The organism is Tamlana sp. s12 (assembly GCF_016767215.1).
GTDB lineage: Bacteria > Bacteroidota > Bacteroidia > Flavobacteriales > Flavobacteriaceae > Pseudotamlana > Pseudotamlana agarivorans.
In genome coordinates this window covers 3,331,507-3,351,742 of sequence record NZ_CP068547.1, presented here as the reverse complement: position 1 = coordinate 3,351,742, position 20,236 = coordinate 3,331,507, and the positions used below count along the sequence as shown (strand labels likewise).

The 20,236-nt window shown below is 35.3% G+C and carries 18 protein-coding genes; 2 read left to right on the top strand and 16 right to left on the bottom strand.

All coding sequences use genetic code 11. From position 1 onward, the window contains the following. Nucleotides 1-104 precede the first annotated feature (104 nt). Complete coding sequence (gene hemN, locus JJL45_RS14440) at nt 105-1,469, top strand: oxygen-independent coproporphyrinogen III oxidase (protein ID WP_068603676.1); 1,365 nt, start codon at nt 105-107, stop codon at nt 1,467-1,469. 231 nt (nt 1,470-1,700) lie between these two features. On the opposite strand, the gene JJL45_RS14435 is transcribed toward hemN, so the two are convergent. From JJL45_RS14435 to JJL45_RS14375, 13 genes are all read right to left on the bottom strand, one after another. Next, nucleotides 1,701-2,702: a virulence RhuM family protein gene (locus tag JJL45_RS14435; RefSeq protein WP_068603675.1), complete on the bottom strand. Its 1,002-nt coding sequence runs from the start codon at nt 2,700-2,702 to the stop codon at nt 1,701-1,703. 178 nt (nt 2,703-2,880) lie between these two features. Next, nucleotides 2,881-4,275 (bottom strand): TolC family protein, encoded by a 1,395-nt coding sequence (locus tag JJL45_RS14430; protein ID WP_082935947.1) that lies wholly within the window; start codon nt 4,273-4,275, stop codon nt 2,881-2,883. After that, nucleotides 4,272-5,621 carry an HlyD family secretion protein gene (locus JJL45_RS14425; protein WP_068603673.1) on the bottom strand — a complete coding sequence of 450 codons (1,350 nt, stop codon included), beginning with the start codon at nt 5,619-5,621 and terminating at the stop codon, nt 4,272-4,274. The genes JJL45_RS14430 and JJL45_RS14425 overlap by 4 nt, the downstream gene beginning before the upstream one ends. A 9-nt stretch (nt 5,622-5,630) precedes the next feature. Then, on the bottom strand, nt 5,631-7,289 hold the full coding sequence (locus JJL45_RS14420; protein ID WP_068603671.1) for a peptidase domain-containing ABC transporter: 1,659 nt from the start codon (nt 7,287-7,289) through the stop codon (nt 5,631-5,633). After that, nucleotides 7,286-7,966: a TetR/AcrR family transcriptional regulator gene (locus JJL45_RS14415; RefSeq protein ID WP_068603670.1), complete on the bottom strand. Its 681-nt coding sequence runs from the start codon at nt 7,964-7,966 to the stop codon at nt 7,286-7,288. The genes JJL45_RS14420 and JJL45_RS14415 overlap by 4 nt, the downstream gene beginning before the upstream one ends. A gap of 113 nt (nt 7,967-8,079) precedes the next feature. Beyond that, nucleotides 8,080-8,781 carry a sulfite exporter TauE/SafE family protein gene (locus JJL45_RS14410; RefSeq protein ID WP_068603668.1) on the bottom strand — a complete coding sequence of 234 codons (702 nt, stop codon included), beginning with the start codon at nt 8,779-8,781 and terminating at the stop codon, nt 8,080-8,082. A gap of 1 nt (nt 8,782) precedes the next feature. Then, nucleotides 8,783-9,229 carry a FixH family protein gene (locus JJL45_RS14405; RefSeq protein ID WP_068603666.1) on the bottom strand — a complete coding sequence of 149 codons (447 nt, stop codon included), beginning with the start codon at nt 9,227-9,229 and terminating at the stop codon, nt 8,783-8,785. A 65-nt stretch (nt 9,230-9,294) separates the two neighbouring features. Beyond that, the gene (ccoG, locus tag JJL45_RS14400) at nt 9,295-10,719 is read right to left on the bottom strand and encodes a cytochrome c oxidase accessory protein CcoG (RefSeq protein WP_068603664.1); all 1,425 of its coding nucleotides are present in this window, start codon (nt 10,717-10,719) and stop codon (nt 9,295-9,297) included. Nucleotides 10,720-10,788: 69 nt separating this feature from the next. Next, on the bottom strand, nt 10,789-11,775 hold the full coding sequence (locus JJL45_RS14395) for a cbb3-type cytochrome c oxidase N-terminal domain-containing protein (protein ID WP_082935946.1): 987 nt from the start codon (nt 11,773-11,775) through the stop codon (nt 10,789-10,791). Continuing rightward, on the bottom strand, nt 11,772-11,960 hold the full coding sequence (locus JJL45_RS14390; protein ID WP_067149724.1) for a cytochrome C oxidase subunit IV: 189 nt from the start codon (nt 11,958-11,960) through the stop codon (nt 11,772-11,774). The genes JJL45_RS14395 and JJL45_RS14390 overlap by 4 nt, the downstream gene beginning before the upstream one ends. Nucleotides 11,961-11,979: 19 nt before the next feature. Continuing rightward, nucleotides 11,980-14,172, bottom strand: coding sequence for a cytochrome-c oxidase, cbb3-type subunit I (ccoN, locus tag JJL45_RS14385; RefSeq protein WP_068603662.1), 2,193 nt, complete (start codon nt 14,170-14,172; stop codon nt 11,980-11,982). Nucleotides 14,173-14,174: 2 nt separating this feature from the next. Then, nucleotides 14,175-14,366, bottom strand: a complete 192-nt coding sequence (gene ccoS / locus JJL45_RS14380; RefSeq protein WP_067149722.1) for a cbb3-type cytochrome oxidase assembly protein CcoS — start codon at nt 14,364-14,366, stop codon at nt 14,175-14,177. 69 nt (nt 14,367-14,435) lie between these two features. Beyond that, nucleotides 14,436-16,829, bottom strand: a complete 2,394-nt coding sequence (locus JJL45_RS14375) for a heavy metal translocating P-type ATPase (protein ID WP_068603957.1) — start codon at nt 16,827-16,829, stop codon at nt 14,436-14,438. Nucleotides 16,830-16,937: 108 nt separating this feature from the next. On the opposite strand from JJL45_RS14375, the gene JJL45_RS14370 reads away from it, so the two are divergent. Then, on the top strand, nt 16,938-17,615 hold the full coding sequence (locus JJL45_RS14370) for a Crp/Fnr family transcriptional regulator (protein WP_067150142.1): 678 nt from the start codon (nt 16,938-16,940) through the stop codon (nt 17,613-17,615). Nucleotides 17,616-17,712: 97 nt separating this feature from the next. On the opposite strand, the gene JJL45_RS14365 is transcribed toward JJL45_RS14370, so the two are convergent. The 3 genes from JJL45_RS14365 to JJL45_RS14355 all read right to left on the bottom strand — a co-directional run bounded on the left by JJL45_RS14365 (nt 17,713) and on the right by JJL45_RS14355 (nt 20,093). After that, nucleotides 17,713-18,369: a porin family protein gene (locus JJL45_RS14365; protein WP_068603661.1), complete on the bottom strand. Its 657-nt coding sequence runs from the start codon at nt 18,367-18,369 to the stop codon at nt 17,713-17,715. Between the two features lie 42 nt (nt 18,370-18,411). Continuing rightward, entirely contained in the window at nt 18,412-18,966 is a 555-nt protein-coding gene (locus tag JJL45_RS14360) for a hypothetical protein (protein ID WP_068603660.1), read from the bottom strand. 62 nt (nt 18,967-19,028) lie between these two features. After that, on the bottom strand, nt 19,029-20,093 hold the full coding sequence (locus JJL45_RS14355; RefSeq protein ID WP_068603658.1) for a T9SS type A sorting domain-containing protein: 1,065 nt from the start codon (nt 20,091-20,093) through the stop codon (nt 19,029-19,031). Nucleotides 20,094-20,236 lie beyond the last annotated feature (143 nt).

The following is a 20,236-nucleotide window of genomic DNA, read 5'->3' as shown; positions in this document are numbered from 1 at the left end:
AAATGTTTTTATTTCTCCGAAAGTTAGTGATTATTAAAGAATATCCCAATAACAGTTATGACAAATGTCATATTTTACAATCGCGAATTGAGGTATTTTTGGGTATGTCAAACGCTTTAGTAAATAAATATAACATTCCAGGGCCACGATACACGAGTTACCCAACAGTACCTTACTGGGATAATACGTCTTTCTCGTTAAACCATTGGAAAACATCGTTGCACAAGGCCTTTAGTTCTAGTAACTCCGAGGAAGGGATTAGTCTCTATATTCACCTGCCATTTTGCGAAAGTTTATGCACTTTTTGTGGTTGTAATAAGCGCATTACTAAGCAACATAGTGTAGAATCCCCATACATCAACGCGGTTTTAAAGGAATGGCAACTGTATTTAAATATGTTTGATGAAAAACCAGTTATTAAAGCGCTTCATCTTGGCGGTGGTACGCCCACGTTTTTCAGTCCGCAAAACTTAAAAACACTCATAAACGGTATTTTGAAGCAAGCTATTGTTGCCGAAAATTATGAATTTAGCTTTGAAGGGCACCCGAATAACACCACCAAGGAACATTTACAAGCCCTATATGATGTTGGCTTTAGACGTGTAAGTTATGGGGTTCAGGATTATAATGACACGGTTCAAAAAGCGATTCATCGCATTCAGCCTTTTGAAAATGTAAAACGTGTTACCGAACAGGCCAGAGCAATAGGTTACACCTCGGTGAGTCATGATATTATTTATGGTTTACCTTTTCAGAGTTTGGAACATGTTAAAGAAACGATTTTAAAAACCAAATCTCTTTTACCAGATCGCTTGGCTTTTTATAGTTATGCACATGTGCCATGGGTAAAAGGGAATGGGCAACGCGGATTTAAAGATTCCGATGTGCCTTCCGGGGAATTAAAAAGAAAACAATACGAAATAGGAAAACAATTGTTATCTGATGTTGGTTATGAGGAAATTGGCATGGATCATTTCGCATTGAAATCAGATAGCTTATACAAATCCATGATTTCTGGTGATTTACATCGGAATTTTATGGGGTATTCCGATTCCAAAACATTGGCTATGATTGGTTTGGGGGTATCCGCTATAAGCGATAGTTGGTATGGTTTTGCACAGAATGTGAAGTCGATTGAAGCGTACTATAAATTACTTGACAGTGATACTATTCCGGTTTACCGTGGTCATATTTTAAATGAAGAAGATTTAGTTGTACGTCAGCATATACTCAATTTAATGTGTCGTTTTAAAACCTCATGGACAGCAACGCATTTGTACTTTGATGCCTTGCCAGATGTGCTCATTAAATTAGAAGAAATGGAACAGGATGGTTTACTAATAAGAACAAAAAATAGTGTTGAAGTCACGCAAAAAGGCCAGCCATTTGTCCGAAATATTTGTATGGCTTTTGATGTGTTATTACAAAGAAATAAGCCGCACACCCAGTTGTTTTCTATGACGATCTAAAGATCTACTAACTACTGGACTACCCTGGAAAGAGGCTTTTGAACGGAAAGCCTTTTTCTTTTTTTTAAGCTTATCATTTAGAAAGAAAGAGAAACGACAGAAGAAAAACCTCAATGTTAAATTGATATTATCCTGTTTTAGTCTATTTCAGAGGCTAAAATATTAGAAAGTCTAGCCTTAATTTGTAACTCGGCTGGTGAGAATTGTAAATGTGTAGTTTTTAGCGTTAAATTATTTCCTTTTATTATTTTCTATTTTTCTAATTGCATTTTCAAAATCGCCATCATTTATTGTTTTTTGGTTAATCTCTTTAAATTTCTTGTATTCTCGTTCTGCATTTTCTTTTCCTAGCTCATGAGAAATACTTCCATAATTATCTAGTATTTCTCGGTCGTTTAAGGTTAAGAATCCATTTAGTTTTTCAATCCAATTATTCATATACATTGGCACTCTTCGCTGTGCTTGTCCTTGAGCGAAAATCAGATACTGTTCAACCAAGTTGTTTAATGCGGAAAGTTCTTCTTCATTTAAATAGTTTTTTGCAATTGAGACATCAGTTTTTCTAATATTTTCACCTCTCCAACTAGTTAAGCCCATATTTACTTTTGAACAATCCGCCCTTTGACTAATTAATTCTGCAGCCGTTTGTCCGGTTATTGCCCAATGTAATTTATTCTGAACTGTTTTAAAGAAATTAATGCTTATTTCTAAAGTAGGGTCATAATCAACACTTGTCGCATAAATATCCGTTATTTTTCGGTAAAATCGTTTTTCGGAAGTGCGGATATCTTGTATTCGCTTTTCTAGTTCCTCAAAATAGTCGAATGGTAAGTCAGGATTTTTCAAGCGTTCATCATCTAATACAAATCCTTTTACAATGTATTCTTTTAATTGATTAGTTGCCCACTGACGAAACTTAGTTGCTACGTGAGATTTTATGCGATATCCAACTGAAATAATCGCGTCAAGGTTATAAAATACTTGCTTTCTTTTAACATCTCGATTGCCTTCTTTTTGAACTATTAAGAAATCCTTAATAGTTCGATTTTCCTCCAATTCCCCCTCGTCAAATATGTTTTTTAGGTGCATATTAATATTAGGAATGGAAGTCTGAAACAATTCAGCCATCAATTTTTGGGTAAGCCATACAGTCTCATCTTGAAAACGTACATCTAATTTTGTTTCTCCGTTCTCTGTTTGATAAATTATTATTTGAGACTTGTTTTCTTCCATAGTTTCAGATTTATAACCTTTTAGTAAGCAGGTTTACTCAAAGCCTTTCTGTTTTTACACTTCCGTAATTCGGTTTATTTCAGACGTTTTATTAACGTTCACTAAAATAGTTAAGTTATTTTGTTTGTCTCAAATATTACAGAAAAAAACCTCTAAGTTAAATTGATATTATCCTGTTTTAGTCTATTTCAGAAGCCAAAATGTTAGATAACCTAGCCTTGGTTTGAAGTAAATCGTATTCGATAGATACGCCTTTTAATTCGGCATCAATCAATTTAGATTCTCGCGAGTTCACTAAAAACAAAGAGCTTTCACCTAATGAAAATTTTCTTTCTTCGGCATTAAGCATGATTTTATAATCGGAAATAATCTCTGAGGTATGCATGGTTTGAACGTCGTAGGATTCAATTTCCTGATTAACCGCATTAATTTTATTTTGAAGCGTTACTCGTGTCGCACTAATATCTAGATTGGTGTTTTGAAGCTTCATTTTAGCCAACTGTAAATCGCCACGTTCCTTTCTTAGAAATAAAGGAAAACTTACATTAACATAACTTTTATAATTAGCTGTATTAAATGTATTTATTTGATCTGGCGTTTGTGACAAAAAATTGTATTGTAAATCTATTTTAGGTAATAGGTTGTTTGTTTTAAGTCTTTTTTCAACTTCTAAACTTTTATATTTATTTTGAAGTGATAGCATCTTCGGGTGTTCTTCTAAATTGATGCTTTCAATATTTAAATCGCTGGTTTTGAATATCTCATCAATGTGATCGATGGTGCTAATATCTGGGATAATATTATCTTTTAATTCAATAGGCGTATTTTCATTCAGCCATAAATAATTAGACAGTTCTAGAGTCGCTTTAATGTATTTTATTCTGGCTTTTTCTAAGTTTAATCTTCTTGTGTTTAAAGTAATACGTGCTTCTACAGTGTCAATGGCCGGTCTTTCGCCAACTTCAAAGCTTGTTTTAATACCATCTAATCGCTCTTGAGCATTGTCTAAAAAGCTTTCATAAATACGCTTTTCATTAAAGCTTTTTAACCATTCGAAATAGCTTACAGAGGCTTGAAATACAATATCGTTAACTAAAAGGGTACGATCTGCTTTGGCTTGGTTAACAAATAATTTGGCTTGCTTTAAAGTGGCCATGCGTTCATTAATAAGTAGGCCTTTAGCAAGAGAGACAGAAACCCCAGCACTATAAAGTCCGTCGATAGGCACGTTCGATTCAGGGTTAAGATACTGACCTGTGTTTTCTTCAAAGTTTCCTTTAAGTTCTATACCATACCATGTTGGTATTTTAAAACTGGCATTAAGCTTATCGTAATATTCGGTGCCTTTAAACTTTTTTCTTCCATAGTCCACATCCAATTTTGGGTCGAAAGCGCCTCTCGATTTTAAAAGCTTAGCTTCACTTTCAGTTAAAATTAGATTGGCCTGTTTTACAATGGGATGAAACGATTTAACATACCCTAAGTATTCAGCCAAACTAATGGTTGATAAGCTATCTTGTGCGTATAAGTTACAAGTAGCTATTAATATCAGGCTTAATATGATACGTTTCATTTTTTATCTTTTTTGGTCGCGCTTTGAGGTTGGTAGTAGTTTGGTGGGAAACTATTAATTTGACGCCAAATTTCAAACCAAATAGGCACATCTTGTAAAAGTGCCATCGTTCTTGCACCAGAACCAACGCGAATCGCATCAGGCCATGGATGCTCAGATTCATCAGGAACAAGTAGTATTCTATACTTTCCGTTCGGACTAATAAATTGCTCAATTGCGATTACTTGGGCACCATAGGTACCGTATGATACATTAGGCCATCCACTAAAAACAATCGCAGGCCACCCATCAAATTGAACACGGGCTTTTTCTCCTATGTGTAGTAGCGGCAGGTTTATGGGTTCTACATAGGTTTCAACGGCCAATTGATAATCGGCGGGCATAATACCAACCAACTCGGCACCCTCTTTAAAAGTTGTTCCTATACCATCGGTAATCACCTTGTTTATGTAGCCTTTTTGTGGCGCAGTAACATAAAGTAAACTACTACGTTTTTTGTAATTACTATAGCTGTTTTCAAGCTTAGAGACTTGCACGTCGTTTTCAAAGCTGTTAGATTGAGCCGTGTGCATATCACTTTGTGCTTTTGAGATTTTATCGGAAAAGGTCGCATTAACACGTGATAATTCAATTTGTGCATTGAGAACTTCATTTTTACTCGCAATAAACTTATTCTCTTGAGCGATTAACTTGGCTTGTGTTTCTTGAAGTTTTAAACGTTTTTCTTCCACATCTTTCATCGCCTTTAAACCTTCTTCTTGTAAAGTTAATGTTCGCTCATGTTGGCGTTCGGCAATGGTAAGGTTTGTTTTTGAAGCTTCTAAATCGATACTGTCGCTTTTAACCTTTAGTTCGGCTTGTATCAATTTGTTTTCTGTTTGTTGTAACTTAAGACGTTGCTCATTTCGTAAAGCCACTATTTGGCGATTTAAAGCATCAATTTTATTAAGGTATGCTTTTGCCGATGCGCTTTTAGCATCTATTTGATCCTGAGTTCGTGATACAAGTTGATCATCAAAATATTCACTTTTAACCTCAGAGATACGTAAAATCGTATCACCTGCATTAACGAGGTCACCTTCTTGAACATACCAGGCTTCAATACGTCCTGGAATTTGCGACATGATGTGTTGCGGACGCTGGTTAGGCTTTAAAGTAGTAACCACACCTTGTCCGGTGATGTTTTGTGTCCATGGTAAAAAAAGCACGATGAAAAAAATGATGGCAGCACCCAGTAAAAACCTATTAAAATACTTGAAATAGGTTTTATTCATCACCTTTTTACCAGATTTAAACTTGTTTAGGTCTATCGAACTATTTAATTTGTTGTTTGAAATATTTAACATAAACCTCGCTTATTTTTGAATTTTACCTTTTTCTAGAATAACTACCTCGTCACATTGGCCAATCCAACGTTTATTATGTCCAACCACAACCAGGGCCCACGGACGTTTTTTGTCGGTTAAATAACTAATGATCTCTGTGGTTTCCTCCATGTTAAAACGATCTAAGGCATCTTCTAGAATGAGCACTTGTGGTTTCTTTAAAATGGCTCTAGCAAGTACTATTTTTTTAGAAATGGTAAAGGACATTTGTTTGCCGTCGGGGTATAATATGGTGTTAAGTCCTTCGGGTTGTTCCTTTAAAAAAGATTTTAATCCTACGGTATTTAATACCTCATGGATGTCTTCATCGGTTATTGATGGGTTTCCAAATGTTAAGTTTTCCTTGATTGTACCTTCAAACGGTGTTTCATCGGAAAGTGATAAGCCTAATTTCGACCGATAGAAATTTAGTTGTAAACTTTGAATCGACATATCATTAACATAGATATTTCCTGCGGTAGGTTCAATAACACCCGAAATTAAACGAAGTAAAGTTGATTTACCAGAACCACTTTCTCCTCTAATAAGAATACGGCTATCTGGGTTTATTTTTAATGAAATATCATGTAAAATATGTTTTTCCCTATCGGAAACATTATACGAAACGTTGTCTAACTCAATATGAATTCCGTTTTTAAATGTTGGTGTTTCACCAGTTTGGTTTTCGATATCCTTATCAGCTATTTGTCCTATTTTTTCTAAAGAAGTTAGGGTGTCATAAAAAGATTCTAATCCAATAATTAGTTTTTCTACCGAAGCAATGATAAGTAGAATAATGATTTCTGCAGCGACAAACTGTCCAATATTCATCTCCTGATTAAGTACTAACGCACCTCCAATAAGCAGTAAGCTGGCTGTTACAATCACTTTAAAACTTACCATTTGAATAAATTGAAGCATTAAAATTTTAAAATGACTTTCTCTGGCATTAAGGTAATCGTCAACTAAATTATCATTTTTAGTAACTCCTAAATTAGTGCTTCCAGAGAGTTTAAAACTAATAACAGATCTAGCAATTTCCTGTATCCAGTGCGCTACTTTATACTTGTATTTGGACTCATATAAACTAGTGTCTAAACCCTTTTTAGCGGTAAATTTGAATACTATAAAAATAAGAAGTAGTAATAATAGTCCAAATATGATAAAGAATGCGTGGTAAAACGAAAGTAAAATAAGCGCAAAAATAATTTGAAGTACCGCCGAAGGCACATCAATAAGTATTTTAGATAAACTTTTTTGAATGGTTAAGGTGTCAAAAAAACGATTGGCCAATTCTGGCGGGTAATTATTTCGTAATTCTGACATTTTAATTTTTGGAAACCTAAAACTTAACTCGAATGAAGTACGCGTAAAAATACGTTGTTGTATGGTTTCAATAATACGAAGTTGCATGAGTTTTAAACCACCATCAAATGCTACACCTAAAGTTACTAAAACGATAAGGACGATCCAAGATGTACTCACTTGTGCGCCTTGTATGAGGTTGATAATCGCTTGGATTCCCAAGGGAAGCGTTAAGGAAATGATTCCCGAGAAAATGGCGTAATAAAAAACTTGGAAGATTTCTTTTTTATCTAATTCTAACAAGCCTAAAAGGCGCTGCCAAGGCGTTATTTCGGGTTGATTCATTCGTGTAAGTTTAAAACGTTAAGGGTTAGGTTTTTAAAAAAAGATGCAGGGGATACATTTTCTTTACAATCGGTAATAGACCAAAAATGATCTTTTAAATAATGTTGATGTAAACTGCCTTCTATAATGGTACTAGCTAAAGAGGCAGGGTATTTATAAATAGGTGCATTCTCTACAATGATGTCTTTTAGGCGATTTACAACACGTTTGTAAATGTTGAAATAACCTTCTTTATTTTGTGCGTCAACAGCTTTGGTTAAAAATGACTTTGAATTTTCGTTGATGATAATGGCGTTTAATACCACCTCATTAATATGAGAAAAATTGGAGTCTTCTTCAATAGTACGACATAAAACCTCAATGGCTTTGATTAATTTTTCTTTATTATCTTGAATACTATGCGTTTCTAATACAATCTGGTACTCAATCCAAGCCCAGTACCAAGATGAAAGGTATAGTAGTAATTTATGTTTGTTTTCAAAATATCTGTATACCGAACTTTCATTAGATCCTATTTTAGATCCTAGTTTTTTAAAAGTGAAAGCTTCAAAGCCAATGTCATGTATTAATAAAATACTTTCTTGGATGATGCGTTTGCCTAAATCAGATGATTCAGGGTCTTTCACATAGATTTTTTCAGTTACAGAAATTTTTACATTTGTTAGTAAACTATACATGCTTGTATATTTTGGTTGCAAATATAATAGTATTACTATTAAAAGTGATCTTGTTAACATAGATTTAATGTGTCATCATTATTAAATTCAATATGCTAAACTGTTATGCTGAATTAATGGCATTCAATCTCACTCGAAACATGATCGTGTATAGGGCTGGGAGAGAGGTAAGGTATACCTAATCCGAGGCCTCGAATGATAAATAGAAGACCTATAATGACTATGAAAACGGGTATTAAATTTTGAATGCGTTGTCTGGCTTTTCCTTTTAAAAACTGACTGAAATATATAGCCGTAGTCATTAACGGAATGGTTCCTAATCCAAATACAGCCATGTACAAACTACCTGAAGCGGTATTTCCGCTGGCTATAGCGGCAAAAACAGCGACGTAAACCAATCCGCAAGGCAAAAAACCATTCAAAAAACCGATGGTTAAAAAGGTGTCGTAGGTTTTCTTTTTAAAGGCCTTGCCTAACGATGATTTTACTTTTGAAATAATTCTATAAATAGGTTTTGATATGGAGTAGCTATTCAGTGTTTTTTGAGGAATTATGGCAAATAATATCATAAGGATTCCAATAACAATAGATAGCTGTTGCTGAAATCCAAAAAGGTAGAATTGCTTCCCAATGAAACCGAAAATGAGTCCGATTATAGCATAAGAGAGCAAACGACCAACATGATAAATAAAGATTTGAGATACTTTTTTTAAGGAATTATTATGGTCAACGGGTAACATAAAAGCAATGGGACCACACATGCCCACACAATGAAAACTTCCTAATAACCCTAATATGAATGCTGAAGCAAGCATATTAAAAATGTACGGCCTCTTTAAACAAGTATGAAGTACCGTTATAGTTCCAGTCTATCCTCAGGTTCCAACGTCCGTCGATTAAGCGTTCATTTACAATAAACATTTTGGAATCTTCTAGGGCAATGGGTTCTTCAAAATCTAATTTTTTATTTGAAGGTCTGTATAGGATGACTTTGCCTGTGATATTTTTATAATTAAGGTCTTTTGGAAAAGTAATAAGCAGACCTTCTTTGGTTTTTGTATAGCTAATATTTTCTGAAAGTGTATTCGCGTTGTTTAATTTATCGATATCATTCTGATAGGCTAATTCGACACCATAATAATCTTCTGTGACCAATTCGTGTTCAAAATCTTTGTTCACATTCATAGTCACGATAAAGTACATGATAAAGGAAATGAATCCTATGAATGCTAATACAATGCCTGTTCCCCAATTTATTTTCATCGCTGTTCTTTGTTTTTTTATTCTCGTGAGAACGAGAACCTGTGTTTAATTCCTTTTTAGTTATCCTACTTAAAGCTTCTTGGTCCTAAAAAGTTTGCCGTAGTCGTTTCAATTAAATCGTTGTCTTTATAAACGCCAATTTCAATTTTATTGCGGTCTCCCGACAAGGCATCATTGTTAATTTCAACAAATAAAGTGCCTTCCGCAAGACCTTGGCTTGGCACAAAAAGGGTGTCACGAGTAGCTACGATTTTTAAAGTGCCTTTATGTGACATCAGTTTTAGCGTGACGTCATTATAATCGTGGGTAGTTTTATTCACGAGTTTATAAGTGAACACATTACTAATGATGTTATTGTCTTTATGCTCGTAAAGTTGTCCTGGAAGCCTTAATACAGTGGCTTCTATATCATTTCTTAAAAACAACATGCCTGTAAGTAAACCTACTAAAATGACTAAAACGGCCGCGTAACCTTTCATTCTTGGAGTTAGCTTAAAGGTCGCTTTATTTTCTATTTCTTCTTCACTAGCATATCGAATAAGTCCTTTTGGTAAGTTGACACTTTCCATGATATGGTCGCACTCGTCAATACATGCTGTACAATTAACACATTCTAATTGGGTGCCATTTCGAATATCAATACCGGTAGGGCACACATTCACACATTGCTTACAGTCAATACAATCGCCAAAACCTAGGGCTTCGCGATCTTCATTTTTCTTGAATTTTTTTCTGCCATTTTCAGCTTCACCACGTTTATGGTCATAGGCTACAACTATAGATTTGTTGTCTAAAAGGGTGCCTTGTAATCGGCCGTAGGGGCAAGCTATAATACAGACTTGCTCTCTAAACCAAGCAAAAACAAAATAAAATACAGCGGTAAAAATAATTAACGAAACCAGTGTGCTTAGATGCTCGGTAGGGCCTGATTTGATATAGCTTAAAAGCTTATCGCTACCAATAAGATAAGCAAGAAAAACATTAGCGATTATAAATGAGATGGCTAAAAAAATGATAAGTTTTAATCCCTTCTTTCTTATTTTTTCGGCATTCCAAGGTTGCTTGGCCAAGCGCATTTGTTTTCCGCGATCGCCTTCAATCCAAAATTCTATACGACGAAATACCATTTCCATGAAAATGGTTTGCGGACAAATCCATCCGCAGAAAATCCTACCAAAAGCCACGGTAAAGAGGGCAATAAAAATCACGCCGATAAGCATGGAAATTACAAACAAATAAAAATCTTGAGGCCAAAAAGGAAACCCGAAAATATTAAAGCGGCGTTCTAAAACATTGAACATTAAAAACTGATTGCCGTTTACTTTTATAAAAGGCGAAACCAGTAAAAATATCAATAATACATAACTGACGTATTTACGGTATTTGTAAAATTTTCCGTTTGGTTTTTTAGGAAATACCCAAGCACGTTTACCTTCTTTGGTTACCGTGCCAATTGAATCTCTAAATGTTTCGTTGTCTGGGGTTTCCAAGGTTTTAGTATTTAAGACCTCTTGGTTTGGTAACTCAAGAGGTCAATTTAATTTTTATAATCAATGCGTTTATTCCGTAGGCATATCAGCTGGTGTTGCATCGGGTAAAGCGATGCTATCAGCTTTTACCTCTGATGCTGCTGTTTCTGTGGTATCTGTTGCTGCTTCTACAGTTTCAGCTGTATGGTCTACAATAATATCGCCTTCAGCTGCTTTTGGATTTGCCGGTGTCGTACCTTGAAATGTTAGTACATAACTGGCTACCTGTGCAATTTCTAAAGGTTTTAATTGCGCTTTCCAAGCAATCATCCCTTTTCCTGCACGACCACCTTCAGAAACGGTATGGAAAATACTTTTAATATCGCCACCTAGAATCCAGTGATTATCGGTTAAATTCGGACCAATACCGCCGCCACCATCAGCCATATGACAAGCTACACAGTTGGTTTCAAAAATGGTTTTACCTGCGGCTAAATCGGCTGTTTCTGTAAGTACGGTTACAGTATTTACATCAACCAAACCTTTGGCTGTTTTCTTATAAGCTTCAATAGCGACTTTAGCTTCAGCCAATTCAGTGTCAAATTCTTCAATTTGTGATGGGCCACTAAACACTTCGTATCTTAAAAGATAAATAACAGCAAAAACGATAGATATGTAGAAGGCATATTTCCACCATGGTGGTAAATCATTATCTAATTCTTTAATGCCATCGTAACTATGGTCTAAAATAATTTCATCTTCTTTCTCTAAAGGTTTCGACCCTAATAATTTTAGGTAGGTTTTCTTTAACCAAGGAAACTGTGATGCTTTTTCTTTGTCGGCAATAAAACGCGCCTTTGCTTCAGGATCCAATTTTTGAAACATGACATTCTCTAGCGAGCCCACAATAGCTTCTATGGAAATTAATATAAACAACACCAGAAGTAAGAACATTAAAACGGCTGGGTATTTAATAAAGGCCGGCTGATTTCCAGAGTCTACAAAGAATTCAACAGTTCCAGCTACGATAAAAAATAGGAGTGGAACTCGAATCCAAGATGGTACTAAATTTCTCATAATATGTCGTCGTTTTGGTGGTTGTCTAAAGGTAAATTACTCACTCTATTAATGTAATCTTTTTTAGCGGTGATAACCCACCAAAATAAGGCTACAAAAAAGATGAAAAAGATTAATAAAGAGATGATTGGGTATATTTCTATACCGGCAATACTCTCCATATGGTTTTTTATATATTTTAACATGGTTGCTTGTTTTAGGTCATTATTGTTGTGTGGTTTCCACTTTAATGTCGGTTCCTAATCGCTGTAAATAAGCAATCATAGCAACAATTTCTCTGTCTTTCATTTCTATAAAATCTTCTCCGTTTTGGGCGGCCGATTTTTTATCAGCTTCATAGGCTGTTACAAAGTCAGGATCGGAATATAAATTCTTTTCAATTTGAGCACCTTGTTCATTCATGTGTTGTTGCGCATTGGCAATCTCTTCCTCGGTGTAAGGTACCCCTAGAGACACCATGGCTTCCATTTTAGCTTCAGTCATCGATTTGTCTAATCGGCTGCTTTCACCAGTAATTAACCAAGGGTAACGTGGCATGATAGAACCCGAAGACGTACTTTGTGGGTCGTACATGTGGTTAAAGTGCCAGTTATCGGAATACTTTTGACCAATACGATGTAAATCAGGTCCAGTACGTTTACTTCCCCATAGGAATGGGTGGTCGTAAACATATTCACCCGCTTTAGAGTATTCACCATAACGCTCTACTTCGTGTCTAAACGGACGAATCATTTGAGAGTGACAGCTCACACAACCTTCTCTAATATAGATATCACGACCTTCCAGTTCTAAAGGCGTATAAGGTTTTACGCTAGCAATGGTAGGGATATTTGATTTCACCATAATCGTAGGTACAATTTGAATGATACCTCCAATTAAAATGGCTACGGTGGCTAAAATAGTAAGTTGGATTGGTCTACGCTCTAACCAAGTGTGCCATCCTTCATTAGCTGTTCTTTTGTTTGTTACTTTTTCTAAAGCAGGAGCTTGGGCTAATTCATCCTCAACAGGCGTTCCTTGCTTAATGGTTACAATAATATTGTAAACCAAAACAAACATTCCTATAATGTATAAACTACCACCAATGGCACGCATCCAGTACATTGGCATAATTTCGGTAACGGTTTCTAAGAAGTTTCCGTAAACTAAAGTGCCATCTGGGTTAAATTGTTGCCACATAGAATATTGCGTAAATCCAGCAACATATAACGGTAAGGCATACATGATAATTCCTAAGGTTCCTAACCAAAAATGAAGATTAGCAAGGGCTAAAGAATAAAGTTTCGTTTTAAACAATCGTGGGATGAGGTAGTAAATAATACCAAATGCCATAAAACCGTTCCATGCTAGTGCACCTACGTGAACGTGGGCAATAATCCAATCGGTAAAGTGGGCCACGGCGTTTACATTTTTTAAGGATAGCATCGGACCTTCAAAGGTGGCCATACCATAACCTGTAATGGCGACTACCATAAATTTTAAAACAGGATCGGTACGTACTTTATCCCAAGCCCCACGTAGGGTTAGAAGTCCGTTTATCATACCACCCCAAGAAGGCATAAGTAACATCACCGAAAAGGCAACACCTAAATTTTGAGCCCATTCAGGTAAAGCGGTATATAATAAGTGGTGAGGTCCTGCCCAGATATAGATAAAGATTAAAGACCAAAAGTGAACAATAGAAAGTCTGTAAGAGTATACAGGTCTATTAGCGGCTTTAGGAACAAAGTAATACATTAATCCTAAAAACGGCGTCGTTAAAAAGAAAGCTACCGCATTGTGGCCGTACCACCATTGCACTAAGGCGTCTTGAACTCCGGCATAAACCGAGTAACTTTTCATAGCGCTAACCGGTAACTCAATATTATTAAATATATGAAGCACAGCAACAGTTACGAATGTGGCAATGTAAAACCAAATGGCTACATATAAATGACGCTGTCTACGTTTTAAAATGGTCCAGATCATATTGATACCAAAAACCACCCAAATAACTGCTATGGCAATATCTATAGGCCATTCCAATTCGGCATATTCCTTAGATGAGGTGTAGCCTAAAGGCAGTGATATTGCAGCAGCAACGATGATAAGCTGCCAGCCCCAGAAATTAATATTACTAAGTAAATCACTGGCCATACGCGCTTTTAATAAACGCTGAAGCGAATAATAAATACCCGCAAACATGGCATTACCCACAAAGGCAAAAATAACAGCATTGGTGTGTAGAGGTCTTAATCGCCCAAAACTTAACCATGAAATACCATCGGTTAGATTAGGGAATAAAAACAAAAAGGCAAGTAGTAAACCTACTGCCATGCCAACTACACCGAAAACTATTGTAGCGTAGATAAATTTAGTAACGATTTTGTTATCGTAATGAAACTGTTGCATTTCCATAGTTAAGAATTAGTCTTTTGGTTAGTGCTTATTTTTTTTGGTTTTTCTTTTACAAGTTCATCTTCAAAGAGCATGCGCACTGAAGGGGTATAGCTGTCGTCGTACTGACCGCTTTTTACGGCAACAACAAATGCTATAAAGAAGCTTATGGCAACTAGGATGCTGATTGCTAGTAGAATATAAATTACACTCATTTAGGCGTGCTCGATTAAAGTTTAGTAATCAAAAATATTTTTAAATGCCATCCTAAAATATGACATTTGTCATGTTTTTTCAACCTTCTGTTGAATTTTTTTTCCGACTAAGTTAGTACTAATTGTTGTAAATATAACGATACTTATTGAACTTAATGGCATTAAAATAGCGGCTATTACTGGTGCTAATTGTCCGGTAATCGCAAAATAAAGGCCAATAGAATTATATACTAAAGATAGAATAAAACTCCATTTTATAATGGTTATAGCTGATTTTGATGCTTTTATGAAATAATACAGGCTATTAAAGTTTGAAGCATCTAGAATAGCATCACAAGCCGGGGAGAAAACATTCACATTTTCTGAAATGGCAATACCTACATCACTCTGTGCTAAAGCACCTGCATCATTTAATCCGTCGCCCACCATTAAAACCTTTGCGCCCGAATTTTGATGGTGTTTTATGTACTCCAGTTTGTCTTCTGGTTTCTGGTTAAAAAGCAATTTGGTTTTAGCTGGAAGTAATTTGGTGAGATTTTCAAGTTCTCCAGCGTTGTCTCCAGATAAGATTACCAAATCATATGTCCCTTTAAGCTGATTGAAGAGCTTTGAAAGCCCTTTACGGTAGCGATTATAGAAGGTAAACTTGCCTTTGTAGGTGTTATTGGTGCTTACGTGAACTTCGGTATTTAGATTTTTGACCTCCGACTGTAAACCAACAAAGGGTGCCGAGCCAATTTTCATAAAACTCTCATTGTATTGGGCTTCAATGCCTTTCCCTATATGTTCTTCGTAATTTTCTATAGGCACAATATTGTTCTCCTTTAATAAGGTATATAATGAACGGCTTAGGGGATGGTTGGAATTCCGTAAAGTACTTTTTAAGAAATCTTCTTCGGCATTAGAAAGCTGTGAGCCTTCATAGCTAATAGAAGTTTCTTTGTTGGCTGTTATGGTGCCTGTTTTATCAAAAATAATGGTGTTTATATGCGCTAATTGTTCAATAACTGAGGCGTTTTTAGCATAGAATTTTTGGCGTCCGAAAATACGAAGCATATTGCCTAGTGTAAAAGGGGCAGCTAGGGCAATAGCACAAGGGCATGCAATAATAAGTACGGCTGTAAACACATTCAGGGCTTTAGACGAGTCGGTGAAAAGCCAATAGCTCGTGGCTAGAAAAGCTATGCTTAAAATGGCTACGGTAAACCGTTTGCTTATCGCGTTGGTTAATGTGGTAAAAGCATCCTCTTTGTTTTTATTAAACACATCGTTACTCCATAACTGTGTTAAATAACTTTGTTCTACACTTTTTAAAACTTCAATTTCGATGCTACCTTCTACTTGTTTGCCGCCAGCGTAAAGTTTGTCACCCGATTTTTTTGAAACGGCTTCAGATTCACCGGTCACGAAACTATAATCAATTCGGGCTTTTCCTTTTATTAAAATGCTATCAACAGGAATGAGTTCTTCGTTTCTAATTAGTAAACGGTCGCCTTTTTCAACGTCGTAAACTTGAATAGATGATTCATCGCCATCAGCAGATATTTTTGTTATTCCGATAGGGAAATAGGACTTATAATCGCGTTCAAACGATAAAAAGCTATATGTTTTTTGCTGAAAAAACTTGCCGAGAAGCAGAAAAAAGATAAGTCCTGCTAGACTGTCAAAAAATCCTGTGCCAATATCTAAAATAATTTCAGCAGTACTTCTTATAAAAAGGACGGCTGCACCGAGAGCTATAGGAACATCAATATTTAAAATTCGTGATTTTAACCCTTTGTACGCTGAAATAAAATAATCTTGTGCCGAATAGAAAACAACGGGTAATGAAAAAGCAAACATCAACCATCTAAAAAGGTATTTGAATTGCTCGAGCCAAAATTCTTCAACTTGAAAATATTCTGGAAAAGATAAAAACATGATGTTTCCAAAGGCAAATCCGGCTACCCCAAGTTTGTAAATTAGCGAGCGATCTACATTTTTTTTGCCAACGGAATAATCGTCTAAGCTAATAAATGGTTCGTAACCTATACGACTAAGTAGCTGAACTAAATTTTTTAATGAAAGTTCGTGCGCATTATAAGTAATACGAGCCGTTTTCTTTCCGAAATTCACCATGGACGATGATACAGCAGGATTAAGCTTGTTCAAGTTTTCTAAAATCCATATGCATGAGCTACAGTGAATGTGGGGTATGTATAGACTTACAATTTGGGTATTGTCATCGTTAAATTCGAGTAGATTTTCTACAATTTTAGCATTATCTAGGAAATTGTATTTGCCTTCAACGTCTTTAGGTGTTGCTCCGGGAGCCTGTTGTAAATCGTAGTATGACGTTAAATCATTTTCAGAGAAAATCTCGTAAACGGTTTTACAACCGTTGCAGCAAAAGGGTTTTTCGTCAAAAGTGATATCAGCTTCGGTAGCGTCTAATCCGCAGTGGAAACACGTTTTATGTTCCATAGAAAGTTCGTTCATTAATTCTCAGTAACAAAAATGAAAATTCAACAATTTACAGCATATGATAATTGTCATGATTTAATTACTTTTACAAAATACAAAATTATAAGTATGGGCAAGTGCGAACAGTGTATAATTAAACAGTTTAATTCTTTAAAAGCATTAACAAAAGATGAGTTGGTGCGCATATCTGCGTGCAAAACATCTCATTCGATTAAAAAAGGCGAGGTGATTTTTGAAGAAGGTGAAGTTTTAAACGGTGTTTACTGTATAAAAGATGGTATTTGTAAGTTATCGAAACTTAGTGAAAACGGCAAAGACCAAATTGTAAAAATGGTGGTTAAGGGGCAACTATTGGGGCAGCGTTCACTAATTAGTGAAGAAAGTTCTAATTTACAAGCTACGGCCTTGAATGATATGGAAGTATGTTTTATTCCTAAGAGTGAAATTATTGCCGATTTACAGAAAAACCCGAAGTTTTCATTTGAGGTTTTAAAAGACATGGCGCACGATTTACGTGATTCGGATGATATTATTGTAAATATGGCTCAAAAATCGGTTCGTCAACGTTTGGCTGAAACTTTACTGTATATTCATGAGAATTTTGGAACTAATCCAGATGATACTTTAAGTATTCTCTTGTCTCGCGAAGACTATGCAGGTATTGTAGGAACCGCTACAGAATCGGCTATTCGCGTTCTTTCTCAATTTAAAAAAGAAGGTTTAATCGAATCGGTAGGGAAATACATTAGAATTATCGACTTCGCTGGTTTGGAGCGTGTTGAGTAGGTTACTTATTTTATTTAGCGTCATATGGCTATGCTAACTTCTAAGGAACTTATAGCTTTATGGTACGTAATTTAACCAAGTCTGTCTAGTAATTAGTTTATATTTTGTACTCTAATCCTAAACTAATCACAGATGATTTAATGTTATAGTTTCGTTCAATTAATCCGAAAAAGTATCTTGTGTTTACACTAATTTTTTCTGAAAAATTATAACCAAATCCAAAGGTCAATCCGAAATCAAATTTGTCATAATCGAAATCGGCAGATTCCGTTGGTGTTTCAGAATCATCCGGAATTGGGTTTTTTGTAATACGTTCCTTTCTGTTTACGATGTACCCAAATTGCGGACCACCTTCAAGATAAAACTTGTCATTAATAAGGTATTGCGCAACAATAGGGAGGATGATTGTAGATTCATTTATATTTAATTCAAAGTCACCATAAGTTGGAGGAGAGTATTCAGACTCAACAAATTCAAGATTTTTATTAACTAATTTGGCGCCTTGCAAGGCAAAAATTAGTTCAGGTTGCACTCTAAAATCATTAGATATTTCAAAATTCACAAGTCCACCAATATAAAAACCAACTTTCCTGGCGTAATGAATATCTTTAATGTTAGGAAATATATATCTGGGTGTATAGGAAGAATAATTAGCTCCGGCTTTAAACCCAATAGTTATTTCGGTGTTTTGTGCTTTTGCATTATAGCTGAAGACTAAAAGAAGACAGGTTACTAGAAAAAGGTGTTTGTTCATTGTTTTGGTGGTTAATAATACGGCGTGTTTTTTAAGGTTTTATTACTTTTTTAAATCAAATCCTAAATTCAGTTGAAACATAATTGGAAAAATATTTCCATTTCCATTTGTATCAAAATAATACTGTGGTCCAACATCAAATAGTAGATGAAAATTCTTTCCATATTTTCTTTGTATTCCCCAAGTAGGTCCAAATGCAAAATCAAAATTAGAAGTCCGATTTACATTTTCAACAATAGAATTTCCCCGAGTTATAAATCTTAATGAAACAAAATTTCCAGAATTATTTTCAGTAGTTCTATTTTTTAGATTTCTTTTATTCCGGTTGTAAAACCATTTATGTTGAAAGTCAGCAAAAGGGCTAATGATATAAATCCATCCACTTCCTCCATATGTTAAGTCGGGATACCCGCCACCATAGCCAATTCCAAGTGCTGAAGAAAAAGTGGAAAATTGCCCAGTCGGAATTTCTAATTCGATTGCGGGATTTAAAAAATTCACACGCCAAATTTTTTCAGTTCCAATGTTGTTTTTTTCTTGAGCGTAATTCAGAGTTGTTAAAAGTCCGAATACTAAAACAAATAGGCCTTTTTTCATTATAATTTAAGGTTCAGTAGTTTGTGTTTAGAAAAATATGTTTATTAGTTTTAACCAAGTATCTACTTATTAGAAATAGTAATAAGCTTAGATTGATTCCAGTTCTCACCTTGAATTTTTAGAATGTAATTTCCGTTGGAAAGGGTTGAAACATCAAGTTTTATCTCTGAAGCCGTGTTCAAAGATTGCTCCAACACTTTTTTTCCATCCATAGAGAAGACTTGTAGCGTTTGGGCTTTTGGTGAGATTTGTTTTAAAAATAGGGTGTCATTCACCGGATTCGGATATATTATAAACCCATTTTCAGATGCGATATCTGTAGTGGACAGGGTTGAGGTTTCTTCAATACTAAAATTAGCATACAAAAGTGTTTCATCTCTAAGATCCGCTACGCTATTTAAACTTCTATAAATACCCCATTTCGGACGCACAAAAGTGGCCCCAGGTCTCCAGTTATTAATATTGTTGTTGGTGTATGAAAATAGAGTACTGTTATCACTAACTTTTTTAATTATAATATCATAAGTCCCTGCCGTACCATATTTAATGGTTTCTGTAACCTCTAACCAAGTGCCAACAAGAGGAGATAAAGCTGTTTTCTTTACCGTAGTTTGCGAGTTCGTTTCGGCATAGCGTAACTCCAGTTGATCAGGGTTTCCTTTGCGCGTGGTTAATGTATACATAGGCATACTCTCCAACGAACCACCAACAGATTTTAATTGATGAATATGAGTGAAACTCGATGAAGATTGAAAGCCTTGTTCAAGTTTAAATTTCCATTTATAGATTACGGTTTCGCCTTCAACGCCTAATAAATTATCAGGCGATTGGTCGTAAGTTTTAATTTCATTACGTTGTCTATCGTAATTGATGCAACGGTCATTGTCTTCATTAGCATGAATATGAAAGCGAAACACGTAGCTGTTTAAATTGTTATCAAAAACTTCATCGATATGATCGCCAAAGCTAGTATGACTGCAATCTGGAGTTTCTATAGGATTGTAGCCAGGAGCTAAAACAGATGTTATAAGGGCGTAGGTGTCTCCTGGACCATAGGCATTCAGTACGACTTGTGCTTGGCCAAAAAGGGGAAGCATAACTAAGCTTAAAGAAATAAGTAGTTTCATGGTGTCTTTATTTGGTTGGTTTATGGGCGGCTAAAAATAGTTTAAAATATTTTATTCGACGTATTTTCTTATTAATCTTCAGTTAATTTTAATCATAATTTTACCTATTTCTTGTTTCTGTATAAAATGTGTTATTTTTATAG